The sequence below is a fragment of the Candidatus Diapherotrites archaeon genome (assembly GCA_040755695.1).
Taxonomy (GTDB): domain Archaea; phylum Iainarchaeota; class Iainarchaeia; order Iainarchaeales; family 1-14-0-10-31-34; genus JBFMAK01.
In genome coordinates this window covers 180,875-200,135 of record JBFMAK010000002.1, presented here as the reverse complement: position 1 = coordinate 200,135, position 19,261 = coordinate 180,875, and the positions used below count along the sequence as shown (strand labels likewise).

The following is a 19,261-nucleotide window of genomic DNA, read 5'->3' as shown; positions in this document are numbered from 1 at the left end:
ATTAATGAGGAATTCTTTTAATCCCTAAGAATTGTTTGGCTTTTTTCCTGATTTTTTGGGGGAAAGTTCTCTTAATTCTTGCCCAAGAGCCTTTTATTTTTCTTGCTTGAATTTTCAGTTCAATGAATTTCAATTCTTTGATGAATTGCTCTGGGTCTTCAATTCTAATGAATTTTATTTTTGTGCCTAAAGCCATCTTGTAGTCTCTTATCCTGTCGCCGTACGCCCTTCCAGTAAAATTTCTTTTAAGGCCCCAGTATTTTAATGCCTGCCTTGCTGCATTTGCTTTTGAGAGAATTTGAGGGAAAACATTAACGCCATTCCTGGTGACTTCAATATAGCTTATTTTCTGGTCAAGCACTCCATCTTTTTTGAGCCTTTGGACTGTTCCATTAATTGAGTTCACCAAGTCCTCTTTTTTTTCTCCGTTTGCAAACTCAAACCTGTTCTGAATAAATTTTCCTTGGGATTCACAGGTTGCATCTTTTGTTCTTACCTTGTTTTTCTTGAGGTCTTTTTCTATTTCTTTTGAAAGTATTTCTCTTGCCCTAAAAAAGCTGTTCAGGTGAGGTTGGGCTGTGGGGTCGTATAATGGCTTTTTTTTGTGCCATAAGTAAAAGCCGTCCTCGCAGAAAACAAGAACTTTTTTTTCAATGCCAAATTTTTTGAGTGCCGGCATTAATGCTTCTTCTCTTCCCCCTATGTCTCCTTCAATCCATGGACCGCTCCTTCCCGTAATGAATGCGACCCTGTAGCCTTTATTTGCAAGCCTTGCCACTGCCTGAACTGCTCTTTCATTGATTTTAGGGTCTTTCCCTTTTGTTAGGACCCCATCAACATCAATAAAAAAAAGCTTTTCAATTGGCATTTTGCATCAAATTAATTAATTTTACATAAAGCTTATAAAACTGTTATCCCTATTAATTATGAATTTTTTTTTTTTGTTGTAATGAAAGAAAAGAGGTGAAAAGCAAAATGAATTCAAATGAATTTTTCGGCTCTAAGGCAGGAATTGTGTGGGGCGCCCTGAAAGACAAGAAGTCAATGACAGTGCACGACATAGGAAAGGCAACAAAGCTGAGGGCAGAGCACGTTTACGGCGCTTTAGGCTGGCTTGCAAGAGAAGGCAAGATAGGCATCAACGGCAACAGGTTCTTCCTGACAGAATAATTTTTTCCTTTTTCTTTCTTTTATATTTTATTCTTAATTCTGGTTATTTATTTGCTTAAAGCTAATTCGTATGCGTGCAGGTAATTGTGTATGAGTTTGCTCCAGTCTGCAAGCGAGGCAAGCTCTTTTGCTGCAATCTTTCTGTCCATTCTCTCCTGCTTGCTCATCTTGAAGATGGAGTGCATTAAGTGCACTAATTCCATTGTTTCTTCTTTTCTTGTCTTTCCTCTCCTGTGAAGCACTTCAATTGCCCCCTTGATTTTCTTTTTCTGTGTTTCTTCAATGAATTGACCGAACCCCGCTAAGTCTGTTGTGACTGAAGGCACAGCGAGGGCAGCTGTTTCTAAAGGGGTGTAACCCCATGGCTCGTAGTATGAGGGGAATACGCCCAAGTGCGAGCCTATTATTGCGGGATAATAATTCAGTCCTATCAGGCCGTCTGCTGGGCTCAAGTAGGTTGGATAGAATATTACTTTCACCCTGTCTTCCTCTCTGTTAAGGAGCTCATTTCTTTTTATTGACTGAATGATATCATCCCTTTCGTCTACATTGAATGCGCATATTGGGGGCATTTGTCCTCTGTGGCTCCTGAACCTTAAAACAATTTTCTTTATGTTGTCCAAAAATTCTTCTTCAAATAAAGCACTCTTGTTCAAGTCTTTTCCTTGCACTATTGCCTCAAATATCTGCCTTTGCACTTTTGGTGTTTCTTGTTCTAATGCGTCTTCTATCATTTGATATAATGCCAGGTTTTCCATTACTGTCTGGTTTCTTGAATTAATGTCTGCTGCAATCCATACGAATGCAACAATTGTTTTCTCTGTCTTCTCTTCTTTTAATTTCTTGTTCAATTCCCCTAATGCGTCAATAAACAAGTCAATGCCTTTGTTGTGGAATTCATATCTGCCTGCAATGAAGTAGAATAAGCTGTTTTCGACTTCAATATTATAGTAAGGGCTGAAGTATGCTTCCACAAAGGCCCTGATCCTGTTCCTGTACTGCCTGTGTAGTATGGAGAGGTCTTCCATTATCGGGAACTGCTCCATGTCCAGTCCGTTTGGAAGAATTGCATCAGGCTTTTTTCCCAGAATGAATTCTGCTTCTTTTGACACTGCCTCGCTCACTGCACTGAAGACGTTCGCATTTAAGGCGCAGGCTTTTTCTGTTAAATGCTTTGCTTGCACTCCGTAATTGTACGCCAGCTCGTTTCCTGCAGGCTTTTTTTCCTTGAAGCCTTCTTCTATTAATTCGTATAAGTCTTCTCTTTTGGTTTCTGCTATTGTCCTTCCTAAGACTGTTGCGTGGGTTGTGAATACTGTTTTTGCTTTGACTTTTTTTTCTTTGAGGTAAAGGAGTGCTGCTCCGCTCAGCCATTCATGCAAGTGCACTATTACTTTTGTTTCATTAGAGTAGTCGTGCTTGATGATTTTTTCTATGAGTATTCCTGTTGCCCTGCCCCACACAATGGGTTCATTGAACCAGTCGTCCGAAACATAGGAGTCTATTTTGAATGAGTCCCATAATTCTTTTTTTATTTGGTTTGCTTGTCCTTTCAAAGAGCTGAAATCTACAAGAATGCATTCCGTGTGGCCTGCTGCAATCCATTGCCCGTAATAGCATTTCACTCCTGACTCTCTTTCTGTTTCAGTGAATATCTTCTGCAGTTTTGCGTCAGGCTTTTTTTCTTCGAATTCCACTTGCGCTTTTTTTTCGTAGTATGGCCCAATTGCAAGGTATTCTTTCAGGTTTTCCCTCATCTTCTGGGCCTTGCTGCTGAGCACTGTGTGTATTCCTCCAATCTTGTTTCCTATCTCATAGCTTACCTCTATTACAGCCAATTCTTCTTTGGAGTTCATTTTTTGCCCTATATATTATACTCAATGCTTTCTTAAACTTTTGTAAAATTTGTTTTAAAGAAGTCCTTTTTGTTGGAGGTATCTAATACGTTCTTTCGCTTTTCTGTCTTCTCCTCTGATTTCCCACTTATGAAAGTTTTTCATTTCTTTTTCTTTGGTCATTATTTAATTACCTACTAAATTAAATATTGTCTTTTGTTCTGCCGCTCAGGTAGCCTGCTGCCATTTCAGGTGGCACTTCGTTCAATACAATGCTTGCGCCTTTTTCCACTCCTCCCCAAACCTTGTGCACGTTAGGGTATACTTCAATGTGAAAGTGGTAGTGCGGAATCTTGCTTAAATTCTGATGGAGAACGAAATTGAATGGAGGCCTTTTAATTATTTCAGAGTATTTGCTGAACAACTCCTTCACTGTGCCACCCAACTCCCTTAATTCCTCTTCATTCAATTCCTGCAGCGAGGAATAATGTTTTTTGGTGAGTATAAGGCTCTCATAAGGCCATTTTGAGGCGTAAGGTGCAATTACTGCAAAGTGCTTTTTGTCAAAAATTCTTCTTTCTGTCTGAATTTCTTTTTTTATTATCTCGCAGTAAATGCATTTCTTCTTTTTCTTATAATATTCTTTTGCTGAGTCCAGTTCGTGCTGTATTCTGTGAGGGATTATTGGAAAGGTTATTATTTGCGCGTGGGTGTGGCTTAATGATGCTCCGCATTCCCTCCCGTAATTCTTTATGCATAAAACGTATTTCACCCCGTTTTTTTTCTTCATTGCTTCTGTCCTTTTCTGGAATGACTTGAAGAGCTCTGTTATCTGTTCTGGGCTTTCATCGTAGAATTCCTGTCCGTGGTCTGGTGTTTCCACTACAAGTTCATGGTATCCGAAGGCAGTAATGTTTTCGTAGAAGTCTTTTTTTTCTTTTACTGCTTTTGTTTCTGGGCTTACTGCTGCAAACTTGTTGCCGAAAACCCTCAGGCCCCATTTTTCTCCTCCTGCCCTGTATGTTTCTGGCGGGGTCATTGCTTCGTTGCCTGGGCAGAAAGGGCATTGAGGATCATAATTCTTTTTGTCTTCTTCTTTCCTTTGCTCTATTTCTTTCAGGTCTGATGGCCTTTTAGCTCTGTTGGCTGCAATTATAACCCATTCGTCCAATAAGTAGTCTTTGCGGAATTCATTTTTGCTTTGATTTCCTGCCTGCATAATTCTTTAATTACTTTGCATTTAATAAGATTAATGGTTTTGTGTTATGAAACTTAATCCTTCTATTTTCAGGGAGTATGACGTAAGGGGTTTGGTTGACAGGGACCTTTCCCCCGAAATTGCTGAATTGATTGCTAAAGGCTTTGCTGCCTTTTATTTCAAGCACAAAGGCTTTTCCTTTGGAAAGCCCAAGTTCATTGTTGCAAGGGACAACAGGCCGAGCTCTGAGTCTTATGCTAAAGCAGTAATTTCAGGCCTCCTTTCTTCCGGAATTGAGGTAATTGATGTTTCAGTTGTTCCTGTTCCACTCTTTTATTTTGCTATTGTACACTTCAAGGCTGATGGAGGAATAATAGTCACTGGCTCTCATAACCCGCCTGAATTCAACGGCTTTAAGATGTGTATTGACAGATGGCCCATATTTGGAAAGCAGATTCAGGAAGTGAAGAAGTTAATTGAAGCAAAGAAGTTCCGTAAAGTGAAAGAAAATTCTTCTATTATGCAGAAGGACATTATTGAGCCTTACTTGAATGAATTAAGGAACAAGTTTTATTATGAAAGGAAATTGAAGGTTGTTGTTGATGCAGGCAATGGAACAGCAGGAATTGTTGCCCCAAGGCTTCTTCGTTCATTAGGATTTGAGGTTGTAGAGCTTTACTGTGAGCCTGACGGCACTTTTCCTAATCACCTGCCTGACCCTGTAGTGAAAGAATATGTTGAGGAATTGAAGTCCACTGTAATAAGCGAGAATGCTGATGTAGGCATTGCTTTTGATGGTGATGCTGACAGGATTGGGGTCATAAATGAAAAAGGCGAGAGGATTGAGGCAGACATTGTGCTTTTGTTGCTTGCAAGGCAGCTCTTGGCAAAGAAGCCTAATTCAAAGATTTTGTTTGAAGTAAAATGCTCTATGGCCTTGATTGAAGACATTAAGGCCCACAAGGGGATTCCTGTAATGTACAGGACAGGTCATTCTTACATAAAGCAGAAGATGCAGGAGGAAAAGATTCCTTTGGGGGGTGAAATGTCTGGTCACACCTTTTTTGCTTATGATTATTACGGCTTTGACGATGCAATTTATGCTGCCTGCAAATTGCTTGAACTGCTTTCCTTTTCTGACAAGAGTTTAAGTGAAATGCTTGCTGATGTCCCCAAATATTTTTCTACTCCTGAGATAAGGGTGAATTGCGCTGACGAAAAAAAGTTTGAGGCAGTGGAAAAATTGAGGAAGTCTTTCAGGAAAGAGAAGGGAGTAGAATTAATTGAGATTGATGGAATCAGGGTTCAGTATTCTGACGGCTGGGGTTTAATGAGGGCTTCAAACACTCAGCCGGCCCTGATTTTAAGGTTTGAGGCAAAGACTCCTGAAAGGCTTGAGGAAATAAAGGACTTGTTCAGGCAGAAGCTGAAGGAATTAAAGGGATTTGAATTTGATTTTTAATTTCAGCCTTCAATTAATTTTGCCTTTATTTTTTTGTTGCTTCCTTTAACCAAATAGTCTTCTTTTCTTGTCTTCTTTATTTCTATTTCAGTCCATTCTCTTCCTATCCTCTTCCATCTTTTTATGTAATTCATTCCTTCAGGGAATTGCGGTTTAATTAAAACCATCTTTTTGGCTGCATCCACTTTGATTCCCAAAAGGAATTCATCTATTATTTGAGTTAATAATGAGTGAGCCCATAACTGCATTCCGCAGCCTTCAAGTTTAAAGCTCTCGGAATTCCAGCTTTCTCCGATTCCCCCAATGCAGTCTTCCTCCAAGTCTTCAATCAGTATTTTTGCGTAATTCCAGCCTTTCCCTGCATTGCCTTGAGTGAATTCCGCCATGCTCATCCAGGCTGTTGTCAGGCTCCAGGCCTGGCCTTTATGGTAAGCATTGGGCGCATAATCCATTTCCCCTCTTGCCCTTGTCCTTATGCCTTTCTTGCAGGAGAAACTCTCTGACTCAAATTCTTTTATTATTTCCCTGTGCTTTAATTGCCCTAACATTAAGGGCACAAGTACATTTGATGTTTTCACTGAATCCCTTTGCCCTGCAATTATCCTGTCAGCATAAAACCTTCTTTCAGGAACAAAAAACTTTTCTTCCAACAATTTCCTTAATTCCTTTGTTTCTTTCTCTAATTCTTTGTGGAGTGCATGAGATCCTGTGAAGTGCAGCAGTTTTGCTGATGCCTCTAATGCTTTAATGTAAAGGCTTTGAATTTCTATTCCCTTGTCTTTCCTGTTGTATGAATCCATCCATGTCTCGTTCTCCTTGAAATCATGTTCTATAAACAAATCCTTGTCGAAGTCCTGTTTTCTCACAAAATTTAAGGCCCTCAAAAACGTAGCAGAGTTTTCTGCAATAAAGTTTTTGTCTCCAGAAAACTGAACATATTTTTCTAATGAAATCAAGTAAAGCAGGGAGGCATCAATTGAATTAAAGCTTTCTTCTCCTGCAGCCAAGAAATTAGGGATTCTTCCTTCTGCTGCTTTCCCTGCAAGAGTTCTTAGTATTGTTTTGGCTTTCTCGAAGTATCCTAATTCAAGGAATGCAGGAATGCTCCATAAAAGGTCTCTACCCCAGTACTGCAGGAACCACGGGTAGCCGGCATAATACAAGTCATTGTTTTCAAGCAGTTTCAGGCCTAAAACGCCCCAATTGAATCCTTTAACCAAAGCCTCATTGTCTGATTCAATCAATCCATTAACTGTTTTCTCGTACAATGCTTCCTTTATTTTCAGTTCCTCTTCAAAGGATTCTATTGCTTGATTTTCTCTGCCACAAAACATAGTTATGTAGAATTTGCTTCCGTTTATTTTTATTTTTCCCGGAATAAAGCATGATTCTTTTTCTCCGCCAGGATTGTGAGTCTTATAGGATTCCTGCGGCAGAAAGTCCATTGAGCAGTTTGCTGTTTCAATTCTGGCTTTCCCTAACTCGTTTCCTACTTCCACAGTATTTCCAATCTTTTTTACCTCGTATTTCCTTTCAGTGAAGTTCTCCTCTCTTTTTCTTATATTTACAGCCACCTCAAATTCGTACTCTCTTTCTCTCTCGCTTTCCATTTCAATCTGGAGAGCGCTTGAGTGCTCTGGCATAAGAAGGCTTTGCTTTATTTTTTCTCCATTCTCTAATTCAAAGTAATGCACTGCTTTTGCTCCGTTGTATTCAATTTTCTTGCAGTTCTTTTCTCCAAGCCATTCCTCTCTTTCTTCTTCAATTGCCTTGAATGCAAAGTATTCTATTATTTTCAGGTCGTTTTCCCACAGCCCCGTCCACTTGCTCTTGAATCCTGAATCGCAATACCTTTGCAAGAATCCTTTTCCTCCTGAAAGAATGTAGTAATGCTTTCCCAGTTCTTTTTCTTTTATTATTGCTTTCATTTTTCTCACTTAGGATTAGGTTGAATGTTAATTTTAATTTAATTGTAATTTCCCTTAATTTCCCTTTTCTTCAGCAAAAATTTTATACTCCAATGCCCTTTTATTTAAAGCTATGATTAAATGCATTAAATTGTTCTTGGTTTTGTTCTTTTCAATTTTTTTGATTAGTAATGTTTTTTCTGTCAGCCCACAATTTTACGGCAATGAATTCTTGATGACTGCCTCAGTTTCATGCAGTTTAAATAACTCTAATTTCACTAAATGGGCTGGAATTTTCACTGCAAAAAACAGCAAGCAGGTGAACAGGATAAGCGTAAATATTGGGGTAGAAAGCGGAATTTCCCCTTCCTATAATTATGGCATTCAATCACTTGACGCTTCAGGCAATCCTTCCGGGGCGTGGGTTACAAGAAATACTTTTCAAGCAACACTCGCAGGATGGACTTCAATTGATGTTCCTTCCGCTTACAATGGTTCTGATGCAAATCTTGTTGCTGGAACAAAGTATGCTGTGGTAGTGGACTATAATTCAGGCCTGCCTTGGGACCCCTCAAATTTTATTAGCATTAGGCATGCTAACGATAACATTGATATAGTTCCTTTTGATAACACCCTTGATTTAAATTATGACACTCAATGCCAGAACACAGCTTCGTCTTGGGTCAGCCAAGCAAGAGACCCCATCTTTCTGGTGTGTTATACTGACGGAAACTGTGAAGGGCAGCCATACAGTCTTGGGCCATTAGATGAATTCATAAGCAATAATGATACTAATGCCTACGGAGAAAAATTTATAGCGAAAGAAACATTAGATTACAACAGCGTGGGAATATATGTTAGATGCAGTTTAGCTAGCCCTAAACCAAATGGCGACCTAAATATAGTTTTATCCAATTTGACTGATAATACAACAGATTTTAATGCTGTAATCTATAACAAAAATGATTGCATTACAGCGTATTCCTGGAAGACCGCAATTTTTTCTCCTTCAAAAACTTTGACTGCAGGCAAAACCTATGTTTTGTGGGTAAAATCACCAGACTCCAACAGTACCAGCAGATACGTAATGCAGAACTTACGTAATAATAATGATGCTAATTCTAACAAAGCAAACTGGCAGGGAACAGACAGCAATCAAGTATGGACAACAGGCAATGCTGACAATCCTTTATGGCAAGATGGAGGGACAAACATAGATGTGAGAGGCTTCAGGTTTGAGAGATATGCTGTTTTCATCCCGCCGTCTACTTTGACCGCGCAAGTTGTTTTCCCTAATGGCGGAGAAAGCCTTTCAGGTGAAAGCACCCTTCAGTGGAATGCCTTCTCTCAAGCAAGCACTCAGCCTTTAACTGCCTCTCTATACTATGACGCAGACAATAACCCTGGGAATGGGATGACCTTGATTGTGAAGGACTTGAATTTGTTTGCTCCTCCTTCAGGCTCTTGGGGAGGATGCAGCAGCACTGATTTCACTTTAAATCCAACCTGCTATTTTGCATTGGACACGCACAATATTTTCAATGGCAGCTATTATCTTTACGTTGAATTGAATGACGGCTCAAATATTGCTTTTGACTATTCTGATGCCCCTTTCAGCATTCTTAATTTGACGCCCGGAAAGCCTGACAACCCAGATGTAATCAAGTTCACTGATTTCTTTATTCAGCCTGTTTCAGGCCATTTAGACCAGAACTTTTATTTTAGTGCAATTGTAGAGAACGTAAATGAAAAGTGTGCCCTTCAGGAGCCAAAAATTGATTTTGGATTCTTTCTTTACGATGAGAATGGTTCTTTCATTCAGGGCGGTTATGATTTCAATAATATTCCAATTGCTTTTGGGGAACAGAAGGTTTTTGGCCAAAATCTTTCCCCTAATACAATTCCTTTGATTGAAGGAAAGAATTATTATGTTACGGCTAAAGCTAGGGTTTCTTCTATTGGCAGCTGCCCTGAGGAAAAGCTTGTTTCAAACAATGAGTACTCGCGCTTTTTTTCACTCCTTCTCCCTGAAAGAAGCGTTGCAGTGCTCCCTGAATTGGACCTTAAAATTTTGCCTTTGCTTTTGCTGTTGTTTTTGTTTTTTCTCTTGAAAAAATAAGCTTATATTTTGTTTGCCTTTCAATTTTTTGCGTGGTTCGGATGGGTTTATTGGAGGGCATAATTTCTTTCTTTAAAAGAATTTTTTCGCCAAAGCCTAAAGCAAAAGAAGCTGGGAAAGAAGAAATTGAATTCTCTAGTCCTTCAGAGCTCCTCTCTTTTATTGAGGCAAGGGTTTCAAAAGAAAAAGAGGAATTGGAGAAGAATTCATTAATTAAGTTCTCTGAGGTGAAGCATTACGTAAAGGAGCTCAGGCTTTCCTTGGATGAATTAAAGGCAACTGATATTAAGATAGAGGAGGGAGACCCCAAGCTCAGGAGGATTGTGGCCACAAGCAAGGAGACCCTTTTGCAGCACCTTAATTCACTCATAAAAAAATTAGAGCCTCCTTCTTCAAGGGAGTATGATGCCCTAAAAAATTACTGCTTGAATTCTTCTTCCCTGCTTGAATCTGAAATAAATTCTTTGGGTAAAAGCATTGCTTACACAAGCTTTATCTTGAAAGAGCCAATGAAAAAGCTGGGTTTAAAAATAAAGGAATTGAATTCAATTTTTGTTGATTTAAGGAAGCTTTTCGAGGAAAAAAAGGGCTTGTCTTTCTTGCCCCAGCTCAAATCCCGGTTGGCTGAAATACAGAAAAAATTGTTTGAGCTCAAGGAATTACAGAAGGCTGTTAAAATAGAGGAAAAGAATCTGGCTTCACTTGAAAAAAAACTGAAGGAGTCAACTGGTGGGCTTATTTCTCTCAAGAATTCGCCTGAGGCCTTAGAGTGCAACAGGGTCCTCGAGGAAATTGATGAGTTGGAGAGAAAAAAGAATGATCTAAAAGAAAAGCTCCTCGAGCTCTTTGCGCCAATCGACAAGCCCTTAAAGCGTTTGAGCCAGTTAATTGAATCAGGGCAGTTTCCGGCAGGGCCTGAAGAAACCCAAGTGTTGACTGCGCTTTCATCTGACCCTTTCACTGCATTGAAGCGCGACCCCAAGGCACTTCATATTAAAAAAATTCTCTCCTACTTGAAGGAATTAATTGAAAAAGAAACCATTTCCTTGAAGGAAAAGGAGAAGGACAAAAAGCTTGAGTCAATTGAAGGGCTTCTCTCCCTAAATTTTTTTGACAAGTTCTTCTGGGAATTCAATTCAATTGAAGTGAAATTCTCTGAATTGGAGAAAGGCCTAAGAAAGCATTTCATTACCTCGAAAATACTTGAAATAGAAAAAACCATTGAAGGGATTGAAAGGAGCCTGCACGAAAAAAAGGAGGAGCTCTCAGAGCTCGCCCAGGGGATAGAGCGCAATACTGACGAGGTTCAATTGCTTGAAAATTCCATTTCTTCAAGTGCATCAAGCATTTCAGGTCAAAAGATTATTTTTTCCCTGCAAAAGAAAGGCGCAGAAAATGAGTGAAAGCAAATTATTCAGCAAATTCCTTCTTTTGGATTCCCTGAAAGGCAAAAGCATTCTCTTTGATTCCGAGTCCAACAATGCAAGAAACCATTTCGCTCTCTCTTTTCTGAATGAAATCCTTTCAGCGGGAATTCCGGCAATTTATTTTTCTTTTGGTCAATCCCAAGAAATGCTTAAAAGCCCTGGGCTTAATTTAGGAAAACTGAAATTCATTGACTGTTATTCTAAAGCCCGGTCTTATGACAGCCTTTCCTCTGAATTGAACGATTTTATTGACTCCTTCAAAGGCCCTTATCTTCTGGCATTCAATTCGCTTTCCTCTTTCCTTGCCTTCAATTCCCCTAATACCTTGTATCATTTCCTTTTCTTTGAGCACAGCAGGATAAAGAAAAGGAATGCAATTGCATTGCACTGCATTGACTCATGCCTTCATGACAGCAAGGTTTTTGGGTTCATACAGAAGCTTTCTGACGTCCACCTTAAAGGAATTGAAGAAGAAGGCACTGTAAAGATAAGCATTCTTCCTTCTTCAAAGAATTTTTTTGGATTCAAGACAAAAGAGTTTATTGTGTTTTAGGCACGCTGTGGTTCAATTCCAGGGTTTTGTCGCAGAACTGGCTTATGGTGTTTATTACGTCAGCTTTTTCAGGCGACTTCACCATCAAAAATAAGCCCATTAATTTTGATTCCTGGAGCTTGCTTACTATTGAATGAATGAATCTTTCCACTGCCTCCATGTTGTTGTATATCAGAAGGGTTGAAATTGAGTCAAATATAAGGAATGCCGGCATGCCGTGCATCTTGTCTATTGCGTTTTCTATTGCCTGGCTTAATTCAACCAGATTGTTAGGGCTTTCAATGTACTGGCAGTTCTTTGCCTCTAATTCTATTCTTCCAGTAATCCTTGTAATGCCGTCAATGAAGTGCATTGCGCTTATGTCTATTTTCTCTGCTTTCAGCACTTCATTCAGGAACTGGAATGACCTGTTCAATGTAACATAAATTCCTTTCTTGTCTGTTTCAGCTGAAAACAATCTTATTAATTCAATGTTTATGCGCGAGAAGGTTGTGGGCTCAACCAAAAGAAGGGTGGTAAAATGCTTTTTTGGGAGGTCTTCAAGCATTTGAAGTATTTTTAGGTCCAAGCCCCTGCGCGGGCTCAATAATTCTGCGAGTTCTTCTTCTTCCGTGAGCTCCTTCTTTACGTCCGTGAATTCTATTTTTTTGCTGAGCCTGCCTTTTTTGAGTTCTTCTTCTGCTTCCTCTATTTTTTTCTCTCTGACCCTTCTAATCAGTGACCTTATTTCTTTTATGGCTTTCCTTCTCTTCTTCTTGACAGGCTTCCTGATTTTGTGCCTGATTTTCTTTTTTATTTTCCTTTTCTTTGCTTTAACTTTTGCTTTTTTCTTTTTGCCCATTTTTAATTCCTTTTAATCAGAATTCTTCGAATAATTCCTGTTTTGATAATACTTTTATTCCTTCACTATTTATAATTATTGGGTGTAGCTTTTCCGAAATTCTTGTCCCACGCATTTTCAATATGCCTATACTTCTCACAAACCTGTTCTCTATCTTGCTGTGGTATAAAAGGATCACCCCGTCTGCAACGTATTCCTCTAATCCGAATAAACTCCTGGTCTTGTCCAAATTAATTTCGTTTGTTATTATTGTGGTGCAGTCAATCATTTTCAGCATTTTCCCTAAACTCATTATTCTTTTCCTTGCATCCAGCTCTCTGTCAAAGTAGAGCCTGAAGATTACCCCAGGGTCTATGACAAGCCTTTTAGCTTGAATTACTTGGATTGAATCTTCAATCAAGTTCTTTAATTTATCAAAATCATACAATTCCACTGTTTCCACTATGAGTTTCCTTTCTTGTATTAGTTTCTTTATGTCCCACCCGAACTGCACTCCGTCCCTTGCTATTTCTTCCACTGATTCCTCCAAGCTTATGTAAATGCCTGGCTCATTATAGTCTAATGCCCCATGGTATAAATAGGAAAGGCAGAAGCACGTTTTGCCCGACCCAGGGTCGCCAGCCAGCACAACAAGGTTTCCTCTCGGGATGCCTCCATCCATTAATTCGTCCAAGCCCGGAATGCCAGTGCGCGTTCTAATCATGGATCTTTCAGCCATCGTGTTCCTTCCTTTAAATTCTTTTGCAACTAATAAAATAAACATAAACTAATTAAAATTGATTTCGTCTTTTTTTGCCAAAAACTCTTTTTTTAGGCGTTTTTGTTTTCTTAAACCGCAAAACATTTATATATGATGCGTCTTTAATCATTAACATTACTTCAATTAAAATAATTATTGTAAAAAAAAATGAAATGGAGGGAAGATAAAGAATGTTTAACAAAAAAGGACAATCAGCCTTAGAATACCTGATGACCTACGGTTGGGCTCTAGTGGTAATTGTGGTTGTAATAGCAGTGCTCTACATTTTGGTCGGAACGCCCACAGCAAACTCTTGCGGAAACTTTGGAACAGATATTCCTGTAATCAACCACAAGGTAGGCACAACAGACATGAACATAGTATTTTCTAATGGAACTGCTGGAACAATGAACAGTTATTCTCTTACTTTAGACTCTGGAACTGTCGGAAGCAATAGTTACACCAGTGTTGCTGGAACTTGTTCTCCTGCAACAAACCTGCCGGCAGCATCGCAAGCAAGATGTTCTGTTGTTCTTACTGGAACAGCAAACGATTCTTACCGGCTAAACTTCAGCGTAGCTTACACTGACAAAGATGGTTTCTCAAGAAGCAAGACAACAACATGCACAGGAAAAGTGTAATTTTTCTCCTTTTCCTTTTTTCTTTTTCTTTTATTTTTGTTATTTGTTTAATTAGACTAATTGCCCGAAGACGCTTGCAAGCATGATTCTTACAGCAAAGAATATCGCAAAAGAGATAAGGATGAATGGAAGTATGTACTTGAAGCCGCCTTTCTCTTTACCTGTATTGATTACGCCTATTGTCATTGAAGCAAAAACTGATCCTACAACCAGTATTATTGAAACAATCATTACTGCAAAATCTGGCTTTATTGGATTCCTATTCCCAACAAGGAAGGAACTTATTATTGGGGTTGCAGCAGAGCCTCCTCCCTGCTGGAGCAGTTCAGGGCTGACTGAGGGAACAGTTGAAATCTGCTTGTAGAGCACTTGGACAATAAAGCTTGATACGCCAAAGAGCAATGGCGCTCCAACAGCCGAAGCAAACAATATCAAAATTATGTATATGGAGACATTTGCTTTTGTTTCCTCCTGCAGGCTGTTCTCCTCCCTTAAGTCATCTGACAGCTTCAGGAGCAAATCAGCAATCTGTCCTCCTGCCCCTATCCCTTTAGAGATAAGCCACACTGTCCTCTCTAGTATCTTTGACCTTATCTTTTTTGGCAGCTGCATTAATGCTACCTCAATTCTTTCGCCTGCTGCAATCCTTTTGCTTACCTCCTTTAATTCTGTTTCTAATGGCCCAAACTCAGGTCTTGCTGAAACAAGCAGTGCCCTTTCTGTTGTAAGGCCTGACTTTATGTTTGAGGCAATCATTTGAAGGGCATCAGGAAGAATTTTTTCAACGTACCTTCCCTTGCTTTCGCTCATTATGCTGAGCCAGGCGTAAACCCCCCCAAAGAAGAGCAGTGCAAAAAACACAAATGATATTATAAATGGAATCTGGAAGAATAAGTAAAGGTTTACTGCTATGCCCAAGCTTAATGCAAGGCTGAAGACCACAAGGAAGCCAACAAATTTTCTTTCATTGATGTCAATGCCTAAATACTCCAACTCCTGCTTGAATTTTTCTGTAATGCTTTTCGGCAGGATTGCTGCTATTCTCTGGTACATTTTTTTTTCACCTTATCATTCAACCAAGTTTGGCCTCTTTGATTTTATTATGCCTAAAAACATGAACTGCCCTAATGCAACAAATCCTAGCAGGCCCCAGAATAATATTTCTCCGAATTGTATTTGCGGGAAGGATGATAGCACTATTAACAGGGTAAGGCCTAGTGCAGGCACTATTACTCCAATCATCATGTACATTAACGAGAGCATTTTTAAGTCATTCCCGTACTTCCTTATCTGGATTGTTTCTTCTTTAATCATTGTTGAAACTAATTCGTTCATTAAATTGCTTACGTCTGCGCCTGCCTTCATTCCGTTCACTATCTGCCAGATGCTCCTCCTGAAGAAAGGGCTTGGATTGTTTTCTGCAATTTTTTCCAGGGCATCTTCTTCCAATGACCCTGTGTTTATTTCGTCTACTGCTTTCTTGAATTCCTTTGATAGTTGCCCGTAATTTCCTTCTGCTATCATGTTCATTGAGTCAAATAATGTTACGCCTGATTTTATTTGCACTAGCATTGTGCGCAATGAGAAAACAAGGTTTCTTTCAATTTCCCTTACTTTTTTTTTTACTGCCATTTTCGGGTACATTATTACTTGCATTAATACCATGAATCCTACAATGCCTCCTGCGGTAATGCTTAATACAAGCGCGTTCTCTGGAGAGAATTTTTGTGCTACAAAAAAAACAATTATGCTTATAACCAAAAAATAAACTACTGATAGAATTAATGCTATTGCGCCGTACTCTTCGTCTCCGAAATCCATTTCAGCTTGCTTCAAGTCTGTTTTCAGGTAAGGGAAGGATTTTGATATGAACAGGCCTTGCCTGAAGAAATGCCTTGCAATGCCCCTGAGCGTTTTTGGGGGAAGGAAGCTGAATGGAATCATTTCCCTTTTCTTTTCATTCAATTATTTCACCAAACTCGGGCTTTTTGTTTTTTTCCATTAAGCTGATTATTTTGTCCTTGTCCATGTAGTATTCTGCCATTAGTTTTCCTATGCTTTCAATTCCCCTTATCTTCTGTTTTATTATCCATTCAATTATCTTCTGTTTTACTGAAAGCTCCTGGTTTATTTCCTCTATTGTTAGGCCCGTGTGCAGGCTTAATTCATCGAAAAGCCTTATGCTTTCAGAGTGTCTTCCAATGGTGTCTCCTGTTGCCCTCCACCTGTAAAGCACGTTTGCTTTCACTGTCTCCTGTTCTGCGCCCCTCTGCTCTGCAATGAATTCAGCTATCTGGAGGATTCTTCTGACCCCAGTTCTTCTATTCCTGAACATTACTACATTCAAGTGCACTGCATCCATCATTGTGGTTGGGATATTGATTGGGGGGTTGATCAGTCTTCTTATTGTTTCGTCTGCTGTATTGGCATGGACTGTAGTGTAAACGCTGTGACCAGTATGCATTGCTTCAAACATTACTTCCGCCTCTCTCTCCCTTCTTATTTCCCCTACAATTATCCTGTCAGGCCTCATTCTCAAGGAATTGACTAGGAGGTCCAGCATTTGCACTGCGCCTTTTCCCTCCACATTTGGCTCTCTTGTAGTTAATGGAACCCAGTGCATGTGCTTTGCGAGCGTGAGTTCTCTTGTGTCTTCAATGCTTATTATCCTGTTGTTGGGCTGGATGAACGGCATGCAGACATTTATTGCAGTTGTTTTTCCTGAACCAGTGCCTCCACTGAATATGATATTCAATTCGTACTCAATGGCCATCCAGAGCAAGGCAAGTGTTTCAGGCGTTGCAGTCTTTGTTTCAATGAAGTCCACAATAGTCCAAGGGTCTCTCTTGAATCTTCTTATTGTTATAGTGTTTCCCTTGCTTGAAATGGGGAATAAGGTTGCATTAGCCCTGTCCCCTGTTATCAAGTGCGCGTCCAGTAACGGGCTTAAAATTGTTATCTGTTTTCCTATCCTCCTTGCTATAATGCTTGCATAGTTCTGTATTTCTTCTTCTGACTGAAGTATAACATTTGTTTTGAGCCAGCCCCATTTCTTGTGGTATACCCAGACTGGTTCACTAGAGCAGTTGATTACTATTTCCTCCAGATTCGCGTCATTGAGCAGGAATTCAATTTTCCCTAGCCCAAGCATTTCCTGCAGTAAAAGGCAGATTAGTATTGCCTTTGTGTTTGAGTCCATGTCCGGAACCTCTTTTCCCAGGACTGCTTCAGCCCTGCTGTTAAATTTTTCCTTGAGTGCTTTAATGAATTTTGGGTCCATCATCCTTTCTGCCTTGATTGAGGCATCAGCAATAATGCTCATCTTCAGGTTCTGCATTAATGCCTTAGTTCCTGCACCCACATCAGGGAAATTCAAGTAATAGAGCCTTACATAAGCGTCTTCTCTTTCTATTACGTTCACTTCAACCAGCACATTGTCTGTTTCAGTCTGGTATGATTCAAGAGTTTTTTCCTTCATTTTTTCCCCTTTTTCACTTCTTTCCTTTGATTAATTCCCTTAATTCCCTTTTCCTTTCCAAGTCTCCTTTCTTGGTTTCTGCTTCTTCTGAGCCCCCGATTATTATCTTTTCTTTTTCTCTGCCTTGTGTTTCTTCTTCGGTTTTCTCTTTTTTCTTTTCTTCGAATGAGACTGACACTATTTTTGCGTCGCCTAATGGGGGATACTCTATTCTGATGAGCCCGCTTTCTTCTAAGGTTTCACAGCACTGCTTTACTGCAGAGTCCTTTATTCCTAATTCCTTTCCTAATTCCCCTTTCTTCACAATTCCTTTCTCGTTCACGTAATTCAGTATCTTGTCGTAGTCTGTCACAATCCTGTACTTCTTTATTTCTTTGAGTGTGCCTTTCACTTCCTCTTTTTTTACTTCGCCCACAAAGGCCTTGTCCAACTCCAGCGGGGCCTCCTTTACGGTGTGGGCTTTGTGTTCTAATTCAAGCAGGCTTATGAGCTTGTCAAAGTTTGTGAGGAGTTTTGTAGTGTCCAATTTTTGAACATTCCTTTCTATCTCCTCTTTTGATATATTGTATTTTTCAGCCAAAACTTTTACTTTTTCTTCTATTGATTTAAGTTTTTCTTCATCCACCTTTCCCCTCACTTTTTCTTCAATCACTGAGTCTATTGCCCTTCCCCTTTCTGCTCTTTCAAAGAGGGTTTCGCTTTCCCTCCTTCTTGCCGCTTCCTCTGCAGTGAACTCCTTGTGGAATTGCTCTAATGCCTTGAGCCTTTTTGCTTCTCCTTCGCTTAAAGGCTTTCCTGGTACATATCTCCCCACAAAAGGTTTTTCCTCTTTTTTTGCTTGGACAGCATATGCTTTCTCCTCTTTCTCTTCCTTTCTTTTTGCTTCTTCTGCTTTTCTTTTCTTTAATTCAATTATTTTTATTTCTTCGTTGTATTCAAACAGCTTCATCCTGTACTCTTCTTCTGTTATCTGCCTTGTCAGGTATGCTTTTTCAAGGTTCTTTATTTTTTCTTTTGCTACTTCCAGCTGTGTCTCAAAGTCTTCTCCAACTGTTTCAGCTGAAGGCTGCGCCTGCTGGAATGAAGGCTGCTCAGAATAAAAGAATTTTTGTGGTTCTTCCGTTATTTCTTCCTTTTCTTTTTTTGCTGCTTTTATTTTTCTCTTTTTTCTTTTCTTTGGTTTCTTTCTTTTCTTGGTTTCAGCAATTTTTCTTTTTCTCCTTTTTTTGTGTTTTTTTCTTTTTTTCTTCTTTATGATTTTTCTTTTCTTTTTCTTTCTTTTTGCAACTTCCTTCTTTTTTTCAGGTTCTTCTTTCGTTATTTCCCCTTTTTCTTCTATTGCAGGCTTTTCTTCTTCTGGAGCTTTTTCTTCTTTTTTTTCAAGTTCTTTCATGAGTTCTGCAAACTCTTTTTCTGCTGAAATTTCTTCCTTTGGCTCAAATTTTATTTCCGCTGACTTTTTCGTTTCCATTTCTTCCAATGTTTTGATTATTTGCTTGAGTTTTCCTATGCTTTCTTCCACCTTTTTGTTCTTCCCGTGCTTTTTTTCGTACTCTTCTATTTCCTGCATTTTCTTCATTATTTCTTTTTTGATTTCTTCTTCTTGGAGCCCCTTTACCTTTTCCGGGTATTTCTGCCTTTCCTGTGCTTCTTTGTCTGCCTTTTTTCCCTTAAACAGGCTTGCTATTCCCGAAAAAATATTCCCTATTCCTTTCTTTTTGCGTGTCTGGATTTTCTGCAGCTCAGCAAGCTGTAAGAGGAGTTCAATTTCTTTTTCCTTGTTGTTTGAATTATTTTTGTTCATTTAAATTTTCCCCTGAAATTTAAATATGTTTCAAGCTTTGCTTGAAAATTTTCAAAGCTTTGCTTTGAAACTCTTTCAAATTTTCTT

General features: G+C 39.3%; 16 protein-coding genes. 6 read left to right on the top strand and 10 right to left on the bottom strand.

What is annotated here, in order from left to right; genetic code table 11:
• Position 1: 1 nt before the first annotated feature.
• Positions 2-868, bottom strand: coding sequence for an HAD hydrolase family protein (locus tag AB1467_04645; GenBank protein ID MEW6295554.1), 867 nt, complete (start codon positions 866-868; stop codon positions 2-4).
• Positions 869-975: 107 nt separating this feature from the next.
• Between AB1467_04645 and AB1467_04640 the strand changes: the two genes are divergently transcribed.
• Positions 976-1,170, top strand: a complete 195-nt coding sequence (locus AB1467_04640; GenBank protein MEW6295553.1) for a winged helix-turn-helix domain-containing protein — start codon at positions 976-978, stop codon at positions 1,168-1,170.
• Positions 1,171-1,217: 47 nt separating this feature from the next.
• On the opposite strand, the gene AB1467_04635 is transcribed toward AB1467_04640, so the two are convergent.
• Complete coding sequence (locus tag AB1467_04635) at positions 1,218-3,026, bottom strand: glycogen/starch synthase (protein MEW6295552.1); 1,809 nt, start codon at positions 3,024-3,026, stop codon at positions 1,218-1,220.
• Between the two features lie 181 nt (positions 3,027-3,207).
• Positions 3,208-4,224: a galactose-1-phosphate uridylyltransferase gene (galT, locus tag AB1467_04630; protein MEW6295551.1), complete on the bottom strand. Its 1,017-nt coding sequence runs from the start codon at positions 4,222-4,224 to the stop codon at positions 3,208-3,210.
• Between the two features lie 46 nt (positions 4,225-4,270).
• On the opposite strand from galT, the gene AB1467_04625 reads away from it, so the two are divergent.
• On the top strand, positions 4,271-5,665 hold the full coding sequence (locus tag AB1467_04625) for a phosphomannomutase/phosphoglucomutase (protein MEW6295550.1): 1,395 nt from the start codon (positions 4,271-4,273) through the stop codon (positions 5,663-5,665).
• A 2-nt stretch (positions 5,666-5,667) separates the two neighbouring features.
• Here the strand turns inward: AB1467_04625 and AB1467_04620 are convergent, their stop codons facing one another.
• Positions 5,668-7,593 carry an amylo-alpha-1,6-glucosidase gene (locus AB1467_04620; GenBank protein ID MEW6295549.1) on the bottom strand — a complete coding sequence of 642 codons (1,926 nt, stop codon included), beginning with the start codon at positions 7,591-7,593 and terminating at the stop codon, positions 5,668-5,670.
• Positions 7,594-7,705: 112 nt separating this feature from the next.
• Here AB1467_04620 and AB1467_04615 point away from each other — a divergent pair, with 112 nt between their 5' ends.
• The 3 genes from AB1467_04615 to AB1467_04605 are packed head-to-tail and all read left to right on the top strand — an operon-like array spanning position 7,706 to position 11,671.
• Positions 7,706-9,691 carry a hypothetical protein gene (locus tag AB1467_04615; GenBank protein ID MEW6295548.1) on the top strand — a complete coding sequence of 662 codons (1,986 nt, stop codon included), beginning with the start codon at positions 7,706-7,708 and terminating at the stop codon, positions 9,689-9,691.
• A 41-nt stretch (positions 9,692-9,732) separates the two neighbouring features.
• Complete coding sequence (locus tag AB1467_04610; protein MEW6295547.1) at positions 9,733-11,094, top strand: hypothetical protein; 1,362 nt, start codon at positions 9,733-9,735, stop codon at positions 11,092-11,094.
• Positions 11,087-11,671, top strand: a complete 585-nt coding sequence (locus tag AB1467_04605) for a hypothetical protein (protein ID MEW6295546.1) — start codon at positions 11,087-11,089, stop codon at positions 11,669-11,671. Before AB1467_04610 ends, AB1467_04605 begins: the two co-directional genes overlap by 8 nt.
• On the opposite strand, the gene AB1467_04600 is transcribed toward AB1467_04605, so the two are convergent.
• A complete protein-coding gene (locus tag AB1467_04600; protein ID MEW6295545.1) occupies positions 11,658-12,512 on the bottom strand; it encodes a hypothetical protein in 855 nt (284 codons plus the stop codon). The two genes, AB1467_04605 and AB1467_04600, sit on opposite strands and share 14 nt — an antisense overlap.
• A 16-nt stretch (positions 12,513-12,528) precedes the next feature.
• A complete protein-coding gene (locus AB1467_04595) occupies positions 12,529-13,230 on the bottom strand; it encodes an ATPase domain-containing protein (protein MEW6295544.1) in 702 nt (233 codons plus the stop codon).
• A gap of 212 nt (positions 13,231-13,442) precedes the next feature.
• Between AB1467_04595 and AB1467_04590 the strand changes: the two genes are divergently transcribed.
• Entirely contained in the window at positions 13,443-13,892 is a 450-nt protein-coding gene (locus AB1467_04590) for a hypothetical protein (GenBank protein ID MEW6295543.1), read from the top strand.
• Between the two features lie 51 nt (positions 13,893-13,943).
• Here AB1467_04590 and AB1467_04585 read toward each other — a convergent pair whose 3' ends face one another.
• Genes AB1467_04585 through AB1467_04570 form a run of 4 tightly spaced genes read right to left on the bottom strand, consistent with a single transcriptional unit; the run spans position 13,944 to position 19,174 of the window.
• Entirely contained in the window at positions 13,944-14,945 is a 1,002-nt protein-coding gene (locus AB1467_04585; protein MEW6295542.1) for a type II secretion system F family protein, read from the bottom strand.
• A 15-nt stretch (positions 14,946-14,960) separates the two neighbouring features.
• Positions 14,961-15,857, bottom strand: a complete 897-nt coding sequence (locus AB1467_04580; GenBank protein MEW6295541.1) for a type II secretion system F family protein — start codon at positions 15,855-15,857, stop codon at positions 14,961-14,963.
• Positions 15,850-17,370 (bottom strand): ATPase, T2SS/T4P/T4SS family, encoded by a 1,521-nt coding sequence (locus AB1467_04575; GenBank protein MEW6295540.1) that lies wholly within the window; start codon positions 17,368-17,370, stop codon positions 15,850-15,852. The genes AB1467_04580 and AB1467_04575 overlap by 8 nt, the downstream gene beginning before the upstream one ends.
• A gap of 13 nt (positions 17,371-17,383) precedes the next feature.
• Complete coding sequence (locus AB1467_04570) at positions 17,384-19,174, bottom strand: hypothetical protein (GenBank protein ID MEW6295539.1); 1,791 nt, start codon at positions 19,172-19,174, stop codon at positions 17,384-17,386.
• Between the last annotated feature and the right edge of the window lie 87 nt (positions 19,175-19,261).